This is a genomic window from Streptomyces sp. NBC_01520 (assembly GCF_045040375.1).
Lineage (GTDB): Bacteria > Actinomycetota > Actinomycetes > Streptomycetales > Streptomycetaceae > Streptomyces.
The window spans coordinates 5,802,512-5,819,085 of record NZ_CP109404.1 but is presented as its reverse complement, the minus strand read 5'-3'; the positions used below and the strand labels follow the sequence as shown (position 1 = coordinate 5,819,085).

At 70.3% G+C, this 16,574-nt stretch carries 19 protein-coding genes and 1 pseudogene; 1 reads left to right on the top strand and 19 read right to left on the bottom strand.

The window, feature by feature from the left end; translation table 11 throughout:
* Positions 1-49: 49 nt before the first annotated feature.
* The 3 genes from pyrH to rpsB all read right to left on the bottom strand — a co-directional run bounded on the left by pyrH (position 50) and on the right by rpsB (position 2,855).
* Positions 50-826 (bottom strand): UMP kinase, encoded by a 777-nt coding sequence (pyrH, locus tag OG524_RS26610; protein ID WP_405388348.1) that lies wholly within the window; start codon positions 824-826, stop codon positions 50-52.
* A gap of 158 nt (positions 827-984) precedes the next feature.
* Positions 985-1,821 carry a translation elongation factor Ts gene (gene tsf, locus OG524_RS26605; protein WP_384500411.1) on the bottom strand — a complete coding sequence of 279 codons (837 nt, stop codon included), beginning with the start codon at positions 1,819-1,821 and terminating at the stop codon, positions 985-987.
* Between the two features lie 101 nt (positions 1,822-1,922).
* A complete protein-coding gene (rpsB, locus tag OG524_RS26600) occupies positions 1,923-2,855 on the bottom strand; it encodes a 30S ribosomal protein S2 (RefSeq protein ID WP_405388349.1) in 933 nt (310 codons plus the stop codon).
* Between the two features lie 276 nt (positions 2,856-3,131).
* Here rpsB and OG524_RS26595 point away from each other — a divergent pair.
* Positions 3,132-3,605 (top strand): annotated as a pseudogene (locus OG524_RS26595) (peptidoglycan DD-metalloendopeptidase family protein); the annotation flags it as partial.
* Between the two features lie 340 nt (positions 3,606-3,945).
* Here OG524_RS26595 and OG524_RS26590 read toward each other — a convergent pair.
* The 16 genes from OG524_RS26590 to rpsP form a co-directional block, all read right to left on the bottom strand.
* Positions 3,946-4,500 carry a TetR/AcrR family transcriptional regulator gene (locus OG524_RS26590; protein WP_405393083.1) on the bottom strand — a complete coding sequence of 185 codons (555 nt, stop codon included), beginning with the start codon at positions 4,498-4,500 and terminating at the stop codon, positions 3,946-3,948.
* Positions 4,501-4,597: 97 nt separating this feature from the next.
* Positions 4,598-5,434, bottom strand: coding sequence for an RNA polymerase sigma factor WhiG (whiG, locus tag OG524_RS26585; protein WP_405388350.1), 837 nt, complete (start codon positions 5,432-5,434; stop codon positions 4,598-4,600).
* Between the two features lie 247 nt (positions 5,435-5,681).
* Positions 5,682-6,818 carry a DNA-processing protein DprA gene (gene dprA, locus OG524_RS26580; RefSeq protein WP_405393084.1) on the bottom strand — a complete coding sequence of 379 codons (1,137 nt, stop codon included), beginning with the start codon at positions 6,816-6,818 and terminating at the stop codon, positions 5,682-5,684.
* 158 nt (positions 6,819-6,976) lie between these two features.
* On the bottom strand, positions 6,977-8,599 hold the full coding sequence (locus OG524_RS26575; protein WP_405388351.1) for a YifB family Mg chelatase-like AAA ATPase: 1,623 nt from the start codon (positions 8,597-8,599) through the stop codon (positions 6,977-6,979).
* Positions 8,599-8,958, bottom strand: a complete 360-nt coding sequence (locus OG524_RS26570) for a YraN family protein (protein ID WP_384500417.1) — start codon at positions 8,956-8,958, stop codon at positions 8,599-8,601. The genes OG524_RS26575 and OG524_RS26570 overlap by 1 nt, the downstream gene beginning before the upstream one ends.
* A gap of 460 nt (positions 8,959-9,418) precedes the next feature.
* On the bottom strand, positions 9,419-9,727 hold the full coding sequence (locus OG524_RS26565) for a DUF2469 domain-containing protein (RefSeq protein ID WP_005311352.1): 309 nt from the start codon (positions 9,725-9,727) through the stop codon (positions 9,419-9,421).
* 63 nt (positions 9,728-9,790) lie between these two features.
* Positions 9,791-10,279: an NUDIX hydrolase gene (locus OG524_RS26560; RefSeq protein ID WP_405388352.1), complete on the bottom strand. Its 489-nt coding sequence runs from the start codon at positions 10,277-10,279 to the stop codon at positions 9,791-9,793.
* Positions 10,269-11,042: a signal peptidase I gene (gene lepB, locus OG524_RS26555; RefSeq protein ID WP_405388353.1), complete on the bottom strand. Its 774-nt coding sequence runs from the start codon at positions 11,040-11,042 to the stop codon at positions 10,269-10,271. Before lepB (OG524_RS26555) ends, OG524_RS26560 begins: the two co-directional genes overlap by 11 nt.
* 49 nt (positions 11,043-11,091) lie before the next feature.
* Positions 11,092-11,967 (bottom strand): signal peptidase I, encoded by an 876-nt coding sequence (lepB, locus tag OG524_RS26550; protein ID WP_405393085.1) that lies wholly within the window; start codon positions 11,965-11,967, stop codon positions 11,092-11,094.
* Complete coding sequence (gene lepB, locus OG524_RS26545) at positions 11,885-12,943, bottom strand: signal peptidase I (RefSeq protein ID WP_405388355.1); 1,059 nt, start codon at positions 12,941-12,943, stop codon at positions 11,885-11,887. Before lepB (OG524_RS26545) ends, lepB (OG524_RS26550) begins: the two co-directional genes overlap by 83 nt.
* The gene (gene lepB / locus OG524_RS26540; RefSeq protein WP_405388356.1) at positions 12,936-13,706 is read right to left on the bottom strand and encodes a signal peptidase I; all 771 of its coding nucleotides are present in this window, start codon (positions 13,704-13,706) and stop codon (positions 12,936-12,938) included. Before lepB (OG524_RS26540) ends, lepB (OG524_RS26545) begins: the two co-directional genes overlap by 8 nt.
* A gap of 45 nt (positions 13,707-13,751) precedes the next feature.
* Complete coding sequence (gene rplS / locus OG524_RS26535) at positions 13,752-14,102, bottom strand: 50S ribosomal protein L19 (protein ID WP_014048592.1); 351 nt, start codon at positions 14,100-14,102, stop codon at positions 13,752-13,754.
* Positions 14,103-14,226: 124 nt separating this feature from the next.
* Positions 14,227-15,048, bottom strand: coding sequence for a tRNA (guanosine(37)-N1)-methyltransferase TrmD (gene trmD, locus OG524_RS26530; protein ID WP_405812505.1), 822 nt, complete (start codon positions 15,046-15,048; stop codon positions 14,227-14,229).
* Positions 15,048-15,671: a ribosome maturation factor RimM gene (rimM, locus tag OG524_RS26525; protein WP_405388357.1), complete on the bottom strand. Its 624-nt coding sequence runs from the start codon at positions 15,669-15,671 to the stop codon at positions 15,048-15,050. Before rimM ends, trmD begins: the two co-directional genes overlap by 1 nt.
* A gap of 87 nt (positions 15,672-15,758) precedes the next feature.
* Positions 15,759-15,998 (bottom strand): RNA-binding protein, encoded by a 240-nt coding sequence (locus OG524_RS26520; protein WP_014153811.1) that lies wholly within the window; start codon positions 15,996-15,998, stop codon positions 15,759-15,761.
* A gap of 2 nt (positions 15,999-16,000) precedes the next feature.
* Entirely contained in the window at positions 16,001-16,441 is a 441-nt protein-coding gene (gene rpsP / locus OG524_RS26515; protein ID WP_384500429.1) for a 30S ribosomal protein S16, read from the bottom strand.
* Positions 16,442-16,574 lie beyond the last annotated feature (133 nt).

The following is a 16,574-nucleotide window of genomic DNA, read 5'->3' as shown; positions in this document are numbered from 1 at the left end:
TCACCTGCACGGTGTCCGACCGGCAGGCCGTTGTCCATCCTTTGGGCCGTCAGGCCCGGGTGCTCCGGTCGCTCACGAGCGTGCCGATCTTCTCACCCTTGACCGCACGGGCGATATTGCCCTCCGCGGTCAGCTCGAAGACGAGGATCGGGAGCTGGTTGTCGCGGCAGAGCGTGATCGCGGTGGCGTCGGCGACCTTGAGGTCGCGGGCGATGACCTCGCCGTACTCCAGTGCGTCGAACTTCACCGCGCCGGGGTTGGTCCTCGGGTCGGAGTCGTAGACCCCGTCCACCCCGTTCTTGCCCATCAGGAGCGCCTCGGCGTCGATCTCCAGGGCGCGCTGGGCGGCCGTCGTGTCGGTGGAGAAGTACGGCATCCCCATACCGGCACCGAAGATCACGACACGCCCCTTCTCCATGTGCCGTACGGCACGGAGCGGGATGTAGGGCTCCGCGACCTGGCCCATGGTGATGGCGGTCTGGACGCGCGAGTCGATGCCTTCCTTCTCCAGGAAGTCCTGCAGCGCCAGGCAGTTCATGACCGTGCCGAGCATGCCCATGTAGTCGGACCGCGCCCGGTCCATGCCGCGCTGCTGGAGCTCGGCGCCACGGAAGAAGTTGCCGCCGCCGATGACGATCGCGATCTCCGCGCCGTCTCGTACGACCGCGGCGATCTCGCGGGCGATGGCGTGCACGACATCGGGGTCGACACCGAGACCCCCGCCGCCGGCGAAGGCCTCGCCGGACAGCTTCAGCATGAAGCGTCCGGAAATCTTGCCGTCGTCGCGCTTGTGGTCACCCTGTGTGGCGTCCGCGCCCTTGTTCATGGAGATTCTCCTCGTGCACATACGAAGAAGGCCATTGCCGTGGGTCTGTTGTCCCTCAGCGGCAATGGCCTCCTCGTCAGTTCTGCGGTCGTCCGGCATGGGTGCGGCCGACGACTGCACCAGACCCTATCGGGGTCCACCGTTGTTCGCGGACGGACTCAGATGCCGACCTTGATGCGCGCGAAGCGCGTCAGGCTGACGCCGGCCTCGTCCAGGACCTTCTGGACCGACTTCTTGTTGTCCTTGGCGAACGCCTGCTCCAGGACGACGACGTCCTTGAAGAAGCCGTTGACGCGACCCTCGACGATCTTCGGGAGGGCGGCCTCGGGCTTGCCCTCCTCACGCGAGGTGGCCTCGGCGACACGACGCTCGTTCTCGACCGTCTCGGCCGGGACCTCGTCGCGGTTGAGGTACTTCGGCGCGAAGGCGGCGATGTGCTGCGCGACGTCCTTGGCGACCTCGGCGTTCTCCTTGTCCAGCTGGACGAGGACGCCGACCTGCGGCGGGAGGTCGGGCATCGTGCGGTGCATGTACGCAGCCACGAAACCGCCGGTGAACTGCGCGAAGCGGTCCAGGACGATCTTCTCGCCGAGGTTGGCGTTGGCCTCGTCCACGTACGCCTGGACGGTCTTGCCGGCCTCGATCTCCGAGGCGAGCAGCGCCTCGATGTCGGCCGGGGAGGTCGCGGCAACGTGCGCGGCGAGCGTGTTGGCGACGGTCTGGAACTTCTCGCCCTTGGCGACGAAGTCCGTCTCGCACTTCAGCTCGAGCAGGACGCCGGACGTCTTGTCCTCGGAGATGAGGGAGACGACGGCACCGTTCTCGGCAGAACGGCCTTCGCGCTTGGCGACGCCCTTCTGGCCCTTGATACGGAGCGCCTCGACGGCGCCGTCGACGTTGCCGTCGGCCTCGTCGAGCGCCTTCTTGCAGTCCATCATGCCGGCGCCGGTGAGCTCGCGGAGCTTCTTGACGTCAGCGGCGGTGTAGTTCGCCATGAGTCTGTTTTCTCTCTCGAAGTCTGAAAGATCTACGGGTGAACGGCGGGGGCGGTGCCTGCGCACCGGCCCCCGCCGTCTTCAGCCGTGACTGACGGGTGTCAGGCCTGCTCGCCGTCCGCGGCCGGAGCCTCGGTCTCGGCGGCGGGGGCCTCGGCAGCCGGGGCCTCGTCCTGCTCGGCAGCGGCGGCGGCCGGCTCGGCGTCGGCGGCCTTCTCGGTCTCGGCGGAGGACTGAACCTCGGCGTCGTCCTTCTTCTCGCCCTCGAGCAGGTCGCGCTCCCACTCGGCGAGCGGCTCGCCGGCGGCCTTCTCGCCCGGCTTCGAGTCACCGGTGGCGGCACCGGAACGGGCGATGAGGCCCTCGGCGACGGCGTCGGCGATCACGCGGGTGAGCAGGGTGACGGAGCGGATCGCGTCGTCGTTGCCCGGAATCTTGTAGTCGACCTCGTCGGGGTCGCAGTTGGTGTCGAGGATCGCGACGACCGGGATGTGGAGCTTGCGCGCCTCACCGACGGCGATGTGCTCCTTCTTGGTGTCGACGATCCAGACGGCGCTCGGCACCTTCTGCATCTCGCGGATACCACCGAGGGTCTTCTCCAGCTTGGCCTTCTCGCGGGAGAGGACCAGGAGCTCCTTCTTGGTGAGGCCGGAGGCGGCCACGTCCTCGAAGTCGATGAGCTCGAGCTCCTTCAGACGCTGAAGGCGCTTGTAGACGGTGGAGAAGTTGGTGAGCATGCCACCGAGCCAACGCTGGTTGACGTACGGCATGCCGACGCGCGTCGCCTGCTCGGCGATGGCCTCCTGCGCCTGCTTCTTCGTACCCACGAACATGATGGAGCCGCCGTGGGCGACGGTCTCCTTGACGAACTCGTAGGCGCGGTCGATGTACGACAGCGACTGGAGCAGGTCGATGATGTAGATGCCGTTGCGCTCGGTGAAGATGAAGCGCTTCATCTTCGGGTTCCAGCGACGGGTCTGGTGACCGAAGTGGACGCCGCTTTCCAGCAGCTCCCGCATCGTGACGACGGCCATGGCCGTACTCCTTGAGGTACTCGGTTATCGCGACCGCAGGATTGCTGTCGCGCCTGACGCCCCGACGCGCCGTGCCACGAGGGACCGAGGAGCGCGGCCACCTCCACAGAGAGGGAGGTGGCGGGGCGTGCGAAGTCGACCCGGTGACCCGGATCGCCAGAAGAAGTGTACGGGACCCGTCGGGTGCCGGGTGACGGCGATGTCCACAACGGGTCGGCTGTCCACAGATCCGGACCATGATCCCCGCGGAACGGGCGGCCGGGAGATCGTTCCGTCATGCACCCCACACCTGGAGCCATCCCGCGCATGCCCTGCGCCGGCCCGCCCGCGCGGCGGGTCGCGACGGCCCTGCTGACCGTGCTGACGGCACTGCTCGTGGTGCTGTCGGGAGGGTTCCGCACCGGGGCGGCGGCCGCACCACGGATGCCCGCACCGGTCGACGACCGGGCCTGGCCGCTCGCCGGGCGGCCCCTCGTCGTACGGGGGTGGGAGCCGCCCGCCGGTCCGTACGGGCCGGGCCATCGCGGCGTCGACCTCGCCGCCCCGCCGGGTACACCGGTGCGGGCCGCGGCCCCGGGCCGGGTCGTTTTCGCGGGGCAGGTGGCGGGGCGCGGGGTGCTCTCCGTCGAGGTGGCCGGGAGCGGCGAGCCCGCGCTGCGCTTCACGTACGAGCCGGTCCTGGCGCGGGTCGGGAAGGGCGACGAGGTGGTCGCGGGGCAGGCGGTGGGGATGACGGGGCCGGGGCCGTCCCACTGCGCGTCCGGCTGTCTGCACTGGGGGCTGCGGCGCGGCGACGTCTATCTGGATCCGCTGTCACTGCTCCCGCCGTCACTGCTGCACAGGGGGCCGTCCCGGCTGCTGCCGGTGTTCGGCGTACCGCTGCCGGGGACCGCCCCAGCCCGGCGCACGGCCGGTCCCGGCATGAGCAGGCATGGCACGGCGGGCTACGGAAGGCGGGCGCACTCACCGGCGGGGTACGGGCCGCTGGCGCACTCACCGGCGGGGTACGGGCCGCTGGCGCACGCGTCGGCGGGATACGGGCCGCTCGCGGTGCTGCTCCTGGCGACGGCAGCGTGGGGTACGGGCCGGCTCAGCCCCGTACGCCGCGCAGGACCATGGCCACGGCGGCGTCGGCGACGAGGCCCGGCTCCTCCGCACCCAGCTCGATGCGGCGAACCGCCGCGTCCACGGAGCCCTGCAACAGCATCGCGGCGAGCCTCGGCTCGGTGTGGCCCAGATCGCCCAGGGCCTCGACGATCATGGCGATCAGTCCGCCGTGCGCGGCCCGGATCTTCTCCCGCGCGCCCGCGTCCAGCTCGCTCGCCGAGATCGCGACGACGGCCCGGTGCCGCCGGTCCCCGACCAGACCGAGCTGTCGGCGCACATACGCCTCGATCTTCTCCTCGGGGCTGTCGGCCCGGCCCATCGCGCTCTCGACCTCGGCCGCCCAGACGGGGAAGTCGACGGCGCAGAGCTCCTCGACCACGGCCGCGCGGGAGCGGAAGTACTCGTAGACGGAGGACCTGGCGAGGCCCGTGCGCTCGGCGAGAGCGGGGAAGGTCAGCGCCTCCGTACCGCCCTCGGACAGCAGGGAGCGCGCGGCGTCCAGGAGGGCGCCGCGCTGCATGGTCCGGTGCTCGGCCACGGAGGCCGCTCGAATCCTGGGCACGCCTCCACTCTACGGCGGCAGGTGTCCGGCGGGAGGTGCGTGTCCGCGATCGGGTGGCCGAAGCCGCCCGGGCTCAGCGTCCGGCGTCGGCCAGTTTCGCGCGGAGCTGCAGCACCGACTTCGTGTGGATCTGGCTGACACGGCTCTCGGTGACCCCGAGGACGTTGCCGATCTCGGCGAGGGTGAGTCCCTCGTAGTAGTAGAGGGTGACCACGGTCTTCTCCCGTTCCGGGAGGGTGTTGATGGCGCGGGCGAGCAGCCGTCTCAGCTCGCGGTCCTCGGCGACCTCGACCGGGTTGTCGGCGGCGGTGTCCTCGAGGGTGTCCATCAGGCTCAGCCGGTCGCCGCTCTCACCGCCGACGTGCAGCAGTTCCTCCAGCGCCACCACGTTGGCGAGTGACAACTGGCTGAAAACAGCGTGCAGTTCCTCCAGCGCGATGCCCATCTCCGCGGCGACCTCGGCCTCGGACGGCGTACGCCGCAGCTGGGCCTCCAGCGTGGCGTAGGCGCGTTCGACGTTGCGCGCCTTCTGCCGCACGGACCTCGGGATCCAGTCCAGTGCCCGCAGTTCGTCGATCATCGCGCCGCGGATCCTGGTGATCGCGTAGGTCTCGAACTTGATGGCGCGCTCGATGTCGAACTTCTCGATGGCGTCGATCAGCCCGAAGACCCCCGAGGAGACGAAGTCCGCCTGCTCCACGTTGGACGGCAGGCCCACACTCACCCGGCCCGCCACGTACTTGACCAGCGGCGAGTAGTGCAGGATCAGCTGCTCCCGCAGCCGCCCGTCCCCCGTGGTCTTGTAGGAACGCCACAACTCCTCCAGCGAGGAAGGGGCTGGAGGGCGCACAGTGCCACGCGCAGCCGGTGGTACTGCCGCGCGGTCAGACCCGGAGGTGTGCTGGGGCATGTGGTGCCTTGAGCCGTTCTGCCGTGAAGTGCTGGGACGTGTCTCTGGGGCGGATTCCTTGTGAGCGTAGCGTGACTGAAGTGTTGCGGTGCGCGCCGGACAATGGATCCGCGCTGTGTGATTCCGTTTCATTTCCTCCGTCGTCGGACACGGCCGGCCCTCCGGTCCGGCGCCGTTCACCAGCTCCGGAGGCCCGACCAGGCACCGCCGAGGTCGTCGGCATACCTTTTCACCCGAATGCCCCGGGTCAAGTACCGCCTCGCCGCGCGTCCCCATTGCGTGTCGGTCCCCGCGTCAACCGCCATCCGTCGCCCTCGCGTTCGACGAACCCCAGTGAGTGCAGTTCGTACAACCGCCCGAGTGCTTCGTCCGTCGAGGTCCCCGATCCACGGGCCACGTCCCGCCCGCGGATCGCCCCCTGCCCGGGCAGCGCGTCCAGGACCCGTGCGGAGACGTCGTCGAGCAGGTCCCGTGGCAGCACGGGGCCCCTCCGGACGGGGGCGAGGTCGCCCATCTCGCCCACCAGCTCGCAGATTTCGGCGGCGTCGGTGACCAGGACGCCCTCGCCCCGGAGGAGTTCATGGACCCCGGCCGACAGCCCGCTGGTGGCTGGCCCGGGCACCCCCATGGTGAACCTGCCCAGCCGCTGCGCGTTCCTTGCGGTGACCAGCGATCCGCTGCGGAATTCGGCCTCCACCACGACCGTCCCGCGGGTGAGCGCAGCGATCACCCTGTTCCGGAGGATGAATCTGCTGCGCGTCGGATGGTCCGACGGCGGCAACTCTCCGATGACCAGTCCCTGTTCCACCATCCGTCCGATGAGCTCGGCGTGCCCCCGGGGGTAGGCGACGTCCACCCCGCAGGCCAGCACCGCCAGGGTCGCCCCGCCCGCGGCCAGCGCCCCGCGATGGGCCGCGCCGTCGACCCCGAACGCGGCGCCGGACACCACCACCCAGCCACGCTCGGCCAGCCCCGCAGCGAGGGTCGCCGCCATGTGCGCCCCGTACGGTGTGCAGGCCCGGGCGCCGACCACGGCGACCGAACGCAGCGCCCACAACCGCAGGTCCGGCCGACCGCGCACCCAGAGCCCGATGGGCCGCGCGTCACCCAGGTCGTCGAGCTGGGTGGGCCACTCCCGGTCGCCGGGACAGACGAACCGCGCGCCTGCAGCGGCCGCGTCCGCGAGGTCCCGGCCGGGGTCGGCCGTCGCGGCCCGCAAGCGGAATCCGCCGAGCCGCGCGGCGGTCATCCCCCTCAGCGCCCGCGCCGAGCCGTCCCCGTCGGTGAGACGCCGTATCAGCTCGCTGGCGCCGGTCTCCCGGAGCCAGCGGCCTCCTCGTTCGTCCCCCGGCTCGAACACGCGGGTCAGGGCGGCCCGCGCCATCCGCTCACGGTCACTGACGGCCTGCGCGATGCCGGAGGCCGGCGGTTCGCCCGCAACAGGCAGACCGGGGACGGGGACAGGGACGGGGACGGGGACGGTGGGGGAACCCTCGACGGTGCGCATACCCGCAGTCGGCAGGCCGTCGGCGCGCGGGCCGTTCACCGGGCACCGGCGTGCATCGGGACGCCGCGATGGATGCCGGTCCGCAGCTCCAGGGCCACCGCGATGTCGGAGGCGTCCGGGCGGTCGGCCGCTCTCAGATCGGCCACCGTCCACGCCACGCGCAGGACCCGGTCCAGGCCACGGGCGGTGAGGATGCCCCGCTCCATGTCCCGCTCGGCCGCCATCAGCGCCCCGGGAGCCGCGAGCAGCCGGGTGCGGAGCTCATGGCCAGGCACCTCGCTGTTGGTGGTCCAGGAGGTGCCCGCCAGCCGTTCGGCGGCCCGTACCCGGGCCTGCCGCACCCGGTCGGCGACCTCGGCCGAGGTCTCCCCCCGGACGCCACGCCCCATCAGGTCCGCCCGGTCGACCGGCTCGACCTCGACCCGGAGGTCCACCCGGTCCAGCAGCGGGCCGGAGAGCCTGGCCTGGTACCGGCGGATCACCGAAGGCGGGCACTCGCAGCCCGCACCGATCAGTGTGTGCCGGCCGCACGGGCAGGGGTTCGCGGCCAGGATCATCAGGAACCGGGCGGGCAGCCGCACCACCCCCGCCGCCCGGGCGACCACCACGTGCCCGGATTCCAGGGGCTGGCGCAGCGCGTCCAGTGCCCGCGCCGAGAATTCCGGGGCCTCGTCCAGGAAGAGCACGCCCCGGTGGGCCAGCGAGACCGCTCCCGGCCGCGGCAGGCCGTTGCCACCGCCCACGAGCGACTGCATCGTCGCCGAGTGGTGCGGTGCGCAGTAAGGCGCCCTGGTGACCAGGGGTTCGCCCGGCGGGAGGATGCCCGCCACCGAGTGGACCGCCGTCACTTCGAGGGATTCCTGCCGGGTCAGCGGCGGCAGGATCGCCGTGAGCCGCTCGGCCAGCATGGTCTTCCCCGCACCGGGCGGCCCCGAGAGCATCAGATGGTGCCCGCCTGCCGCCGCGACCTCCAGCGCCTTGCGCGCCCTGGCCTGACCTGCGACGTCCGCCAGATCGGGCCGGTGCCCCGCACCGGCGGCACCGAGCACGGCGAGTCCCGCGCCGACGCCCGCACCCGGCAGCATCAGCCCGGCCGGCCTGGCGTCGGGACGGCCCCGGTCGGCGCCGGGCTCGTCCGGCACCGGTTCGTCGCCGAGCACGGCGATCAGCTGGCGCAGGCTCCGTACGCCGAGGACGGAGACGCCCGGTACGAGGGCGGCCTCCCCCGCGGTGTGCTCGGGAACGACGACCTGGCGATAGCCCGCCTCCGCCGCCGCGAGCACCGCGGGCAGCACCCCGCGCACCGGGTGCACCCGGCCGTCCAGCCCCAGCTCCCCGATCATCACCACATCGGCGATCGCCGCCGGATCGATCCGCTCCGCCGCACCGAGAACCGCGCACGCGACGGCGAGGTCGAATCCCGATCCGCTCTTCGGCACGGAGGCCGGGGACAGCCCTACCGTGAGCTTCTTCTGCGGCCACTCGGCCCCGGAGTTCACCACGGCGGCCCTGACCCTGTCCCGGCTTTCCACCAGGCTCTTGTCCGGAAGCCCGACCAGCGTGAACGCCGCCACGCCCGGCTCCAGGTCGGCCTGGACCTCCACCACCACACCCTCGACGCCCACCAGCGCCACCGAACACGCCCGCGCGAACCCCATCAGGCCACGCCCCGCACATGCTCGACGACCGGCGCCCCGCGCCTGGGCAGGACCACACCGACCAGATCGATCCTGACCCCGCCCGGTGGCGGTCCGCCGTGCCGGTCGAGCCAGACCTCGGCGAGCCGCCGCAGCCGGTCGGCCTTGGCCGGTGTGACGGCCTCCATCGGATGCTCGAAGGATCCCGCCCTTCGGGTCTTCACCTCGCAGACGACCACCGCGTCGCCGTCCCTGGCCACGATGTCGATCTCTCCCGTGCGACAACGCCAGTTGCGTTGCAGTACGGACATGCCAGCGTCGGCCAGCAGCCGTGCCGCCACGTCCTCGCCGTACCGCCCGAGTGCCCCCCGTGCGTTCATATCGGCACCACCTCCGGTACCGACTCTGACGCGCCCCGCCCGATCTGTTGGATCTTGGTGGATAACCCGGTCGTTGTGTATATCCCGGCCACCCGGACGAGTGGGACAGCCCGGACGGAGGCCCGCGTGAGGGCGGATCAACCACTCGGAAGCCGACCTGGCGCGCCACCGAACCCTCTGAGCCGCACCGGTCGGTCTCACCCTGCCTGCGGCCAAGCCGGGCAGGCGAGACCGAGCCGTGGGCAAGGAGCGGGGCGCCGGTGCGGAGTCTCCACAGGATCGTGTCGACCACCTGGTGGTGATCAACGCCGTCTGCTGCCTCGCCTCCGCTCTCCCGCGGGGGCAGCAGTGGCTCGATCCGTGCCCGGGCCCCTTCTGTCAGCTCTCACCGCGCCCCACCACCCGGCCGTGTTCACCAGCCGCGGGCCGGAACCTCTACGGGAAAGCCGGATGCCCGGATTCAGCTGCCCGGAAGTTCGAGATCGCTCTTGTTGAGCTCCTCGATGTTCACGTCCTTGAAGGTCAGCACGCGCACCTGCTTGACGAACCTGGCAGGCCGGTACATGTCCCAGACCCACGCGTCCGCCATGGAGACCTCGAAGAAGACCTCGCCCTGGACCGAGTGCACCTGCATCTCGTAGTCGTTGGTGAGGTAGAAACGCCGCTCGGTCTCGATCACGTATTTGAACAGACCGACGACGTCGCGGTACTCCCGGTAGAGCTTCAGCTCCATCTCGGTCTCGTACTTCTCGAGGTCCTCGGCGCTCATGGCATGTTCCCCTTCAGCCGTGCGTCCCCCCATTGTGCGTCAGCCACCCGCGCCCCTGGCCTATTAGACGATTTCGGGGGCGAGAACCAGCGGAACGCGTGGGGAACCCTCGTCGAGCAGCGTGCGCAGCAGCCCGGCGAGCCTGGTCGGGTACACCGTCTCACGCGTCGTGAGAAGTTCGGCGGAAGTCCACCACCTCAGACCGGCAACACTGCGCCGCTCCAGTTCCGTGAGGCCCTTCTGGTCCGTGGCGGTCTGTGCCGTTCGAGCCAGGAAGTACCACTCGTCCTGGTCCCAGCGCCGCCCGTCGAACGGGAACGAGCAGATCCGGGTCCACAGCACGGGGCCGAGCTCGACGTCCGTGATGCCCGTTTCCTCGGCGAGCTCGCGCAAGGCCGCGTCCTCCCGGCTTTCGTCGCCCTCCAGGCCGCCGCCCGGTGTGAACCACCAGCTCGTCGCCGGGTCCGCGGGCTCGAAACCGTGGAGCAGCAGAATCCGGTCGTCAGGGTCCAGGAGCACGACCCGTGCGACCTTGCGTGCCTCAGCGGTCACCGGAGGAGACCCCCGGCCGCTTCCTGCGGGCGGAACGGGCCGCGAGCGGCCCGTAGGAGGCCCCGCCGAGGATGAGGAGCACGCCCACCACCAGGGCCCCGATCTGCAGCGGCAGCGGCCCGCTGGACGACACCCCGCCGGGCAGCGCCGCGAAGGCCGCCGGCCGGTCGAGCATGCCGTTCATGGGCCAGGCCACGGCATCCACCCGTGCCTCCACGGCGCCGCGCGGTACCGAACCCTGCCCCGGGTCCTCCAGGTGCACCCGCGAGTCCATCGAGGTCGCCCGCTCGTCCCCGAGGAGGAAGAGCTGCCCGTCGGGCACCTCGGCGGTGAAGTTCTGGACGGAGGCAGGGCCCCCGCCGTCGGTCGGGACGAGCGCGGCCCCGCCCTTCGCCCGCAGATACGGTTCTTCGATGGGATTGCCGTTGACGGTCAGCCGTCCGTCGGCGTCGCAGCAGGCGACCTTGTCCCCGCCCACTCCGACGACCCGCTTCACCATCGGCACGTCGCCCCAGGTCGAATCCGTGAAGACGACCACATCTCCGCGCCGTACGTCGGCGCCCTCTATCCGCTGCGCGAGCACCCGTTCCCCGGCGTTCACCGTCGGGGACATCGAGTCCGTCGGCACGGTGTACGGCTTGTACACCATCGCTCCCCAGGCGAAGCCGCCGAGGAAGAGCACACAGCCGACGGCCACGGCCAGGTTCGACAACGTGTTGCCGAGCCGACCGCGGCCGCCATCCGTACGTCCTGTTCCACTCATCCCAGCGCTCCCCGTCGGAGATCGACAATCGCTGATCCGAGTCGGCACCCTACCCGTCGGTACGCCCGCTGGTCAGCCTCCGGCGACGCCAGAACACGAGGGGCAGCGCTCCGGCTACACCGAGTGCTCCCGGCACCACGGCCGCCGCGGCGTTCAGCCCCGGCTGGTCGAAGGTGCTCGGGACCGGCAGGGTCGCCCAGCGGTTGACCGGCCATGCGATGACGATGGCCCGTCCGACGACCTCGTCCGTGGACACCGTGCCCTGTCCGGGCAGTTCCTGGTGGTAGCGGGAGTCCAGCGAATTCTGGCGGTGGTCACCCATCACCCAGATCCGGCCCTCGGGCACCTTGATCGGCCCGAAGGGCTCGTCGTCGCAGGCACTGTTGCCCTCGAAGATGAACGACTTGTCGTCCAGCGCCTTGCCGTTGACCGTCACCGGCCCGTTCTTCTTGCACTGCACGGTGTCGCCACCGATCGCGATCACACGCTTGATCAGGTCCTTCTCCTCGGCGGACGGCATCAGTCCGATGAAGCTCAGGAACTTCTGCACCGCGTTCGGTTCGGGCGTCGCGGTGTCCTCCAGCCAGCCGCCCGGGTCGTGGAAGACGACGACCTCGCCGCGCTCGGGCTCCGAGCCGAACCACGGCGTCAGCTTGTCGACCAGCACCCGGTCGCCCCGCTGCAGCGTGTTCTGCATGGAGTCCGAGGGGATCGAGAACGCCTGCACCAGGAACGTCTTGATCAGCAGCGCGAGAATGAGCGCGATGCCGATGAGGATCGGCAATTCCTTCCAGAAGGAGCGCGGCTTCTTCTGCGCCGTACTGCCGCCCCGGGAGTCGTCGTCACCCTCCGCCTCCACCGGGATCCCGCCGTTCGAGGGCCGGTCCTCGGGTTCGTCGTGTCCGGATCGTGCGCCGACCGCCAAATCCCCCACATCCACTCCTCACTCCGTGCCACCGCCCACGCGCGATTCGGCGCAGGCCCACCACTCCCATAACGAGCGGGAGTTCCGCAGGGGTCGGGAGCAGGACCATTCCGTTGCGATCCTGGGAGGACACACTATTCGACGGGACCGCCCCAGCCGTCGTCCCGGCGCTCCCGTCGGGGACCGAGGCGAACGTTCCGGGCTCCTCGAGCCTCCGCCAGTGACCAAACGGCCAGGCGATCACGACAGCCCGCCCCACGACCTCGTCCTCCGAGACCGTGCCCTCGCCCGGTTCGTCGAGGTGAAACCGGGAGTCGGCCGAATTGGACCGGTGGTCCCCCATCACGAAGATGCGGCCCTGCGGAACCTTTACCTCGAATTGGAGCGTGGACGGCTCGTTGCCGGGATGCAGGTAGGGCTCGTCGAGCGGTACGCCGTTGACGGTGACCTTGCCGTCCGTGCCGCAGCACTTCACGGTGTCGCCCCCGACGGCCACCACACGCTTGATCAGATCCTGCTCGTCGTCGGAGGGCAGCAGTCCGATGAACGTCAGGAGTTCCTTGACCTGTTTGACGCCGACCGGCGGGTCCTGGGTGTCGGCGTTCTCCTGCTGCAGCCAGCCGCCGGGGTCCTTGAAGACGACGACGTCACCGCGCTGCGGTTCGGAGCCGAACCACGGTGTCAGTTTGTCGACGAGTACCCGGTCGCCGATCCGGATGGTCTGCTCCATCGATCCGGACGGGATCACGAAGGCCTGCACGAGGAAGGTCTTGAGCATCAGGGCTATCAGCAGCGCCACCAGGACGAGGAGCGGTATCTCCTTGATCGCGGACCTGCGCCGACGACGCTTCACCTTGCGGGCCAGTTTGCGGCGTTCGGCCCGGGTCGGCAGCGAGCGGGCCGTGGTCGGCCGGCTCCCGGTGGGCAGCGGAACGTCCGTGCCCGGTTCTCCGCGCCTGCGCCCCCGGTTACCCATGCGAGGCGCCCGGCGGCCGTATGCCGGTGAAGGCACCGGTGCCCTCCAGGGAGCCGATCCTGCCGAGCGGCCAGCCCAGCCAGTCGACGCGCCCGATCACCCGCTCTACGGGCACCATTCCGCCTCCAGGCTGTCCCAGGTGGTCGCGGGAGTCACGCGAGTTGCCGCGGTGGTCGCCCATCACCCACAGCGTGCCGTCGGGCACCACGATGTCGAAGGCGACCTCGGACGGCTTGCCGCCCGGGTACAGGTACTCCTCGTCCACCGGGCTGCCGTTCACCTCGAGCCTCCCCCGCTCGTCGCAGCAGACCACGCGATCGCCCCCCACGCCCACCACCCGCTTCACGAAGTCGGTCTCGGCGGGTTCGGCCAGCCCCAGGGACGCGGCCGCCCCGCTCAGCAGGGCGGTGACGGGGTTCTCGTCGGGCGACTCCTGCACGAAGGAGCCGGTGCCGTCGAAGACCACCACGTCACCACGCCGTGGCTCGGAGCCGAAACGGTACGCCAGTTTGTTGACGAGCACCCGGTCCCCCACCTTCAGCGTGGGTTCCATCGAGCGGCTGGGAATGAGGAAGGGCTGCAGCACGAACGCGCTGAACAGCAGCAGGGCGACCGTGCAGAGCATCCCCAGGAACACGGCCCGCCCCCAGGACATCGTCTCGGCGGCGCGGTCCGTGACATGCGCGAAGCGCGACCCCTCCTCCGTCCCGTCTGCGGGGGCGGAGGAGCGATCGCGCTCCGTGTGCTGTGCTTCCGTGTCCATCGGAGCCGGATTCTATCCGGCTGCGCTGTGGACGCCGGAGGGGAATCAGCGGTCGCGCTTCTCCTTGATCTTCGCGGCCTTGCCGCGCAGCTCACGGAGGAAGTACAGCTTGGCGCGACGGACGTCACCGCGGGTGACGAGCTCGATCTTCTCGAAGATCGGGCTGTGCACCGGGAAGGTGCGCTCGACGCCGACGCTGAAGGAGACCTTGCGGACCGTGAAGGTCTCGCTGACGCCCGAGCCCTGGCGGCGGATGACGATGCCCTTGAACTGCTGGATACGGGAGCGGTTGCCCTCGATCACGCGCACGTGGACGTTGACCGTGTCACCGGGGCGGAACGCCGGGAGGTCGGTACGGAGCGAGGCGGCGTTGACGCCATCGAGCAGGGAAGCCATGTTGTCTGCTTTCTTCGCCGATGCCACAGGTCATCGACGGGAGAGGGTGAAGTTCGGATGCTGATCGCATCGGGCGGGCGTCGTTCCCCCTGTGGCAGGGGCGCACGCCGGACGTACAGCGGACCTATTCTTCCACGGCCTCGGGCCTTCGCCAAAATCGTCCGCCCGGCTCCGGGGACCAGCCGAGGATGGAGAGGATCTCGCGGTCCTTCTTGTCGAAGCCCGCGGCGTCGCGACGCTCGATGAGATCGGGCCGGTTGAGGGCGGTACGGCGGAAGGCCTCGTCCCTGCGCCAGCGGGCGATCCTGCCGTGGTGACCGCTGAGCAGGACGTCCGGAATACCGCGCCCGCGCCACTCGGGGGGCTTCGTGTACACCGGCCCTTCGAGCAGGTCGGCCATGGCCCCGGGCGCGAAGGAGTCGTCCCGGTGCGATTCCGCGTTGCCGAGCACTCCGGGCAGCAGCCGGGCCACCGCCTCCGTGATCACCAGGACGGCGGCTTCCCCGCCGGCCAGGACGTAGTCGCCGATGGACACCTCGACGACCGGCATCCGGGTGGCGTACTCCTCCGTCACCCTGCGGTCGATGCCCTCGTACCGCGCGGGGGCGAAGATCAGCCACGGCCGTTCCGAGAGCTCGACGGCCAGCTCCTGGGTGAACGGCCTCCCGCTGGGTGTGGGCACAACGAGCACCGGGGAGTGCGCCCCGGCCTCGTAGCCGTCGGCCAGCGCCTCGTCGAGGGCCTCGCCCCACGGCTCGGTCTTCATGACCATGCCGGGGCCGCCGCCGTACGGGGTGTCGTCCACCGTGTTGTGCCGGTCGTACGTCCAGTCCCGCAGGTCGTGGACCTGCACGTCCAGGCTGCCCCGGGAGCGCGCCTTGCCGACGAGCGAGACGTTCAGCGGTTCCAGGTACTCGGGGAAGATCGTGACGACGTCGAGCCGCATCACGCGTCGCCCTTCGTGGCCGCGTCGCCGTTCGTGTCGGCCGCCGTACCGTCTCCCCCGTCGGCGGCCTCGTCCTCGTCCTCCGCGTCACGCGTGGACGCGACGACGGCCTCGCTCTCGTCGATCAGGCCGGGCGGCGGTGTGATGACGGCCCGCTGCTCCTCCAGATCGATCTCGCTGACGATCTCCTCGACGAACGGGATCATCACCTCGCTGCCGTCCGGACGCTCCACGATGAACAGGTCCTGGGACGGCAGATGCGTGATCTCGGTGATCCGGCCGATCTCCGTACCGTCCGCGAGGACCACGTCGAGGTCCATCAGCTGGTGGTCGTAGAACTCCTCGGGGTCCTCGGGAAGTTCCTCCGGGTCCACGTCGGCGATCAGCAGGGTGTTGCGGAGCGCCTCGGCCGCCGTACGGTCCCGTACGCCCGCGAACCGCAGCAGCAGCCTGCCGCTGTGCACCCGGCCGGCCTCGATCGTCAGGGGCCCCGTCTCCGCCGGCTCCGTGGCCAGGACGGCCCCGGGCCCGAGCCGGAGCTCGGGCTCGTCGGTGCGCACCTCGACGGTGACCTCGCCCTTGATGCCGTGGGCGCGACCGATCCGCGCAACTACCAACTGCACGCTACTTCTCCCGGTGATGATGTAGGGACGACAAAGGCCGGGGACGGCTCGAAAGCCCTCCCCGGCCCCGGCCGGTGTTCAACTCTTTCAGCGAACCTGGTCCACATCGACGAGGTCGACACGGATACCACGACCACCGATGGCACCCACGACGGTACGCAGGGCGCGCGCGGTGCGGCCGTTACGGCCGATCACCTTGCCGAGGTCGTCAGGGTGAACCCGGACCTCGAGCACACGTCCACGGCGCAGGTCACGCGAGGCGACCTGCACATCGTCGGGGTTGTCGACGATGCCCTTCACGAGGTGCTCAAGAGCCTCCTCGAGCATGCTCAGGCCTCGGTCGACTCGGTGGACGCGGCAGCGTCGGCCGCCTCGTCCGCCTTCTTGTCCGACTTCTTGGCCTTCTGGGTGATGGCCTCACCCTTGGCCTCGTCGCCGTCCGAGGTAAGGGCCTCGAACAGGGCGCGCTTGTCGGCCTTGGGCTCCGGCTGCAGCAGCGGCGCGGGGGCCGGGAGGCCCTTGTGGGCCTGCCAGTCACCGGTGAGCTTCAGGATCGCGAGGACGGGCTCGGTCGGCTGGGCGCCGACGGACAGCCAGTACTGCGCGCGCTCTGCGTTGACCTCGATGCGCGAGGGGTTCTGCACCGGGTGGTACAGGCCGATCTCCTCGATGGCCCTGCCGTCACGGCGGGTACGGGAGTCGGCGACGACGATGCGGTAGTGAGGCGAACGGATCTTGCCCAGACGCTTCAGCTTGATCTTGACTGCCACGGAAGTGGTGTCTCCTGGTCTATGACGTGGTTGGGCACAACAAGATGCCACGTGGGGTTGCGGTACTCGGAGTGCCCGACGGACGCGTCAGCCGGAGGAGAGAGGGGTCCTATGCGACTGTCGAGTACAGCTA

Bases quoted from the DNA above. Each gene is read 5' to 3' on its own strand.
- rplS (WP_014048592.1), bottom strand. From the start codon at position 14,102: ATGGCTTCCCTGCTCGATGGCGTCAACGCCGCCTCGCTCCGTACCGAC.
- dprA (WP_405393084.1), bottom strand. From the start codon at position 6,818: ATGGCGCGGGCCGCCCTGACCCGCGTGTTCGAGCCGGGGGACGAACGA.
- OG524_RS26520 (WP_014153811.1), bottom strand. From the start codon at position 15,998: ATGCTCGAGGAGGCTCTTGAGCACCTCGTGAAGGGCATCGTCGACAAC.
- OG524_RS26570 (WP_384500417.1), bottom strand. From the start codon at position 8,958: ATGAACGCACGGGGGGCACTCGGGCGGTACGGCGAGGACGTGGCGGCA.
- tsf (WP_384500411.1), bottom strand. From the start codon at position 1,821: ATGGCGAACTACACCGCCGCTGACGTCAAGAAGCTCCGCGAGCTCACC.
- trmD (WP_405812505.1), bottom strand. From the start codon at position 15,048: ATGCGGCTCGACGTCGTCACGATCTTCCCCGAGTACCTGGAACCGCTG.
- rpsB (WP_405388349.1), bottom strand. From the start codon at position 2,855: ATGGCCGTCGTCACGATGCGGGAGCTGCTGGAAAGCGGCGTCCACTTC.
- whiG (WP_405388350.1), bottom strand. From the start codon at position 5,434: ATGCCCCAGCACACCTCCGGGTCTGACCGCGCGGCAGTACCACCGGCT.
- OG524_RS26575 (WP_405388351.1), bottom strand. From the start codon at position 8,599: ATGGGGTTCGCGCGGGCGTGTTCGGTGGCGCTGGTGGGCGTCGAGGGT.
- pyrH (WP_405388348.1), bottom strand. From the start codon at position 826: ATGAACAAGGGCGCGGACGCCACACAGGGTGACCACAAGCGCGACGAC.
- lepB (WP_405388353.1), bottom strand. From the start codon at position 11,042: ATGAGTGGAACAGGACGTACGGATGGCGGCCGCGGTCGGCTCGGCAAC.
- OG524_RS26565 (WP_005311352.1), bottom strand. From the start codon at position 9,727: ATGAGCGCCGAGGACCTCGAGAAGTACGAGACCGAGATGGAGCTGAAG.
- lepB (WP_405388355.1), bottom strand. From the start codon at position 12,943: ATGGGTAACCGGGGGCGCAGGCGCGGAGAACCGGGCACGGACGTTCCG.
- lepB (WP_405388356.1), bottom strand. From the start codon at position 13,706: ATGGACACGGAAGCACAGCACACGGAGCGCGATCGCTCCTCCGCCCCC.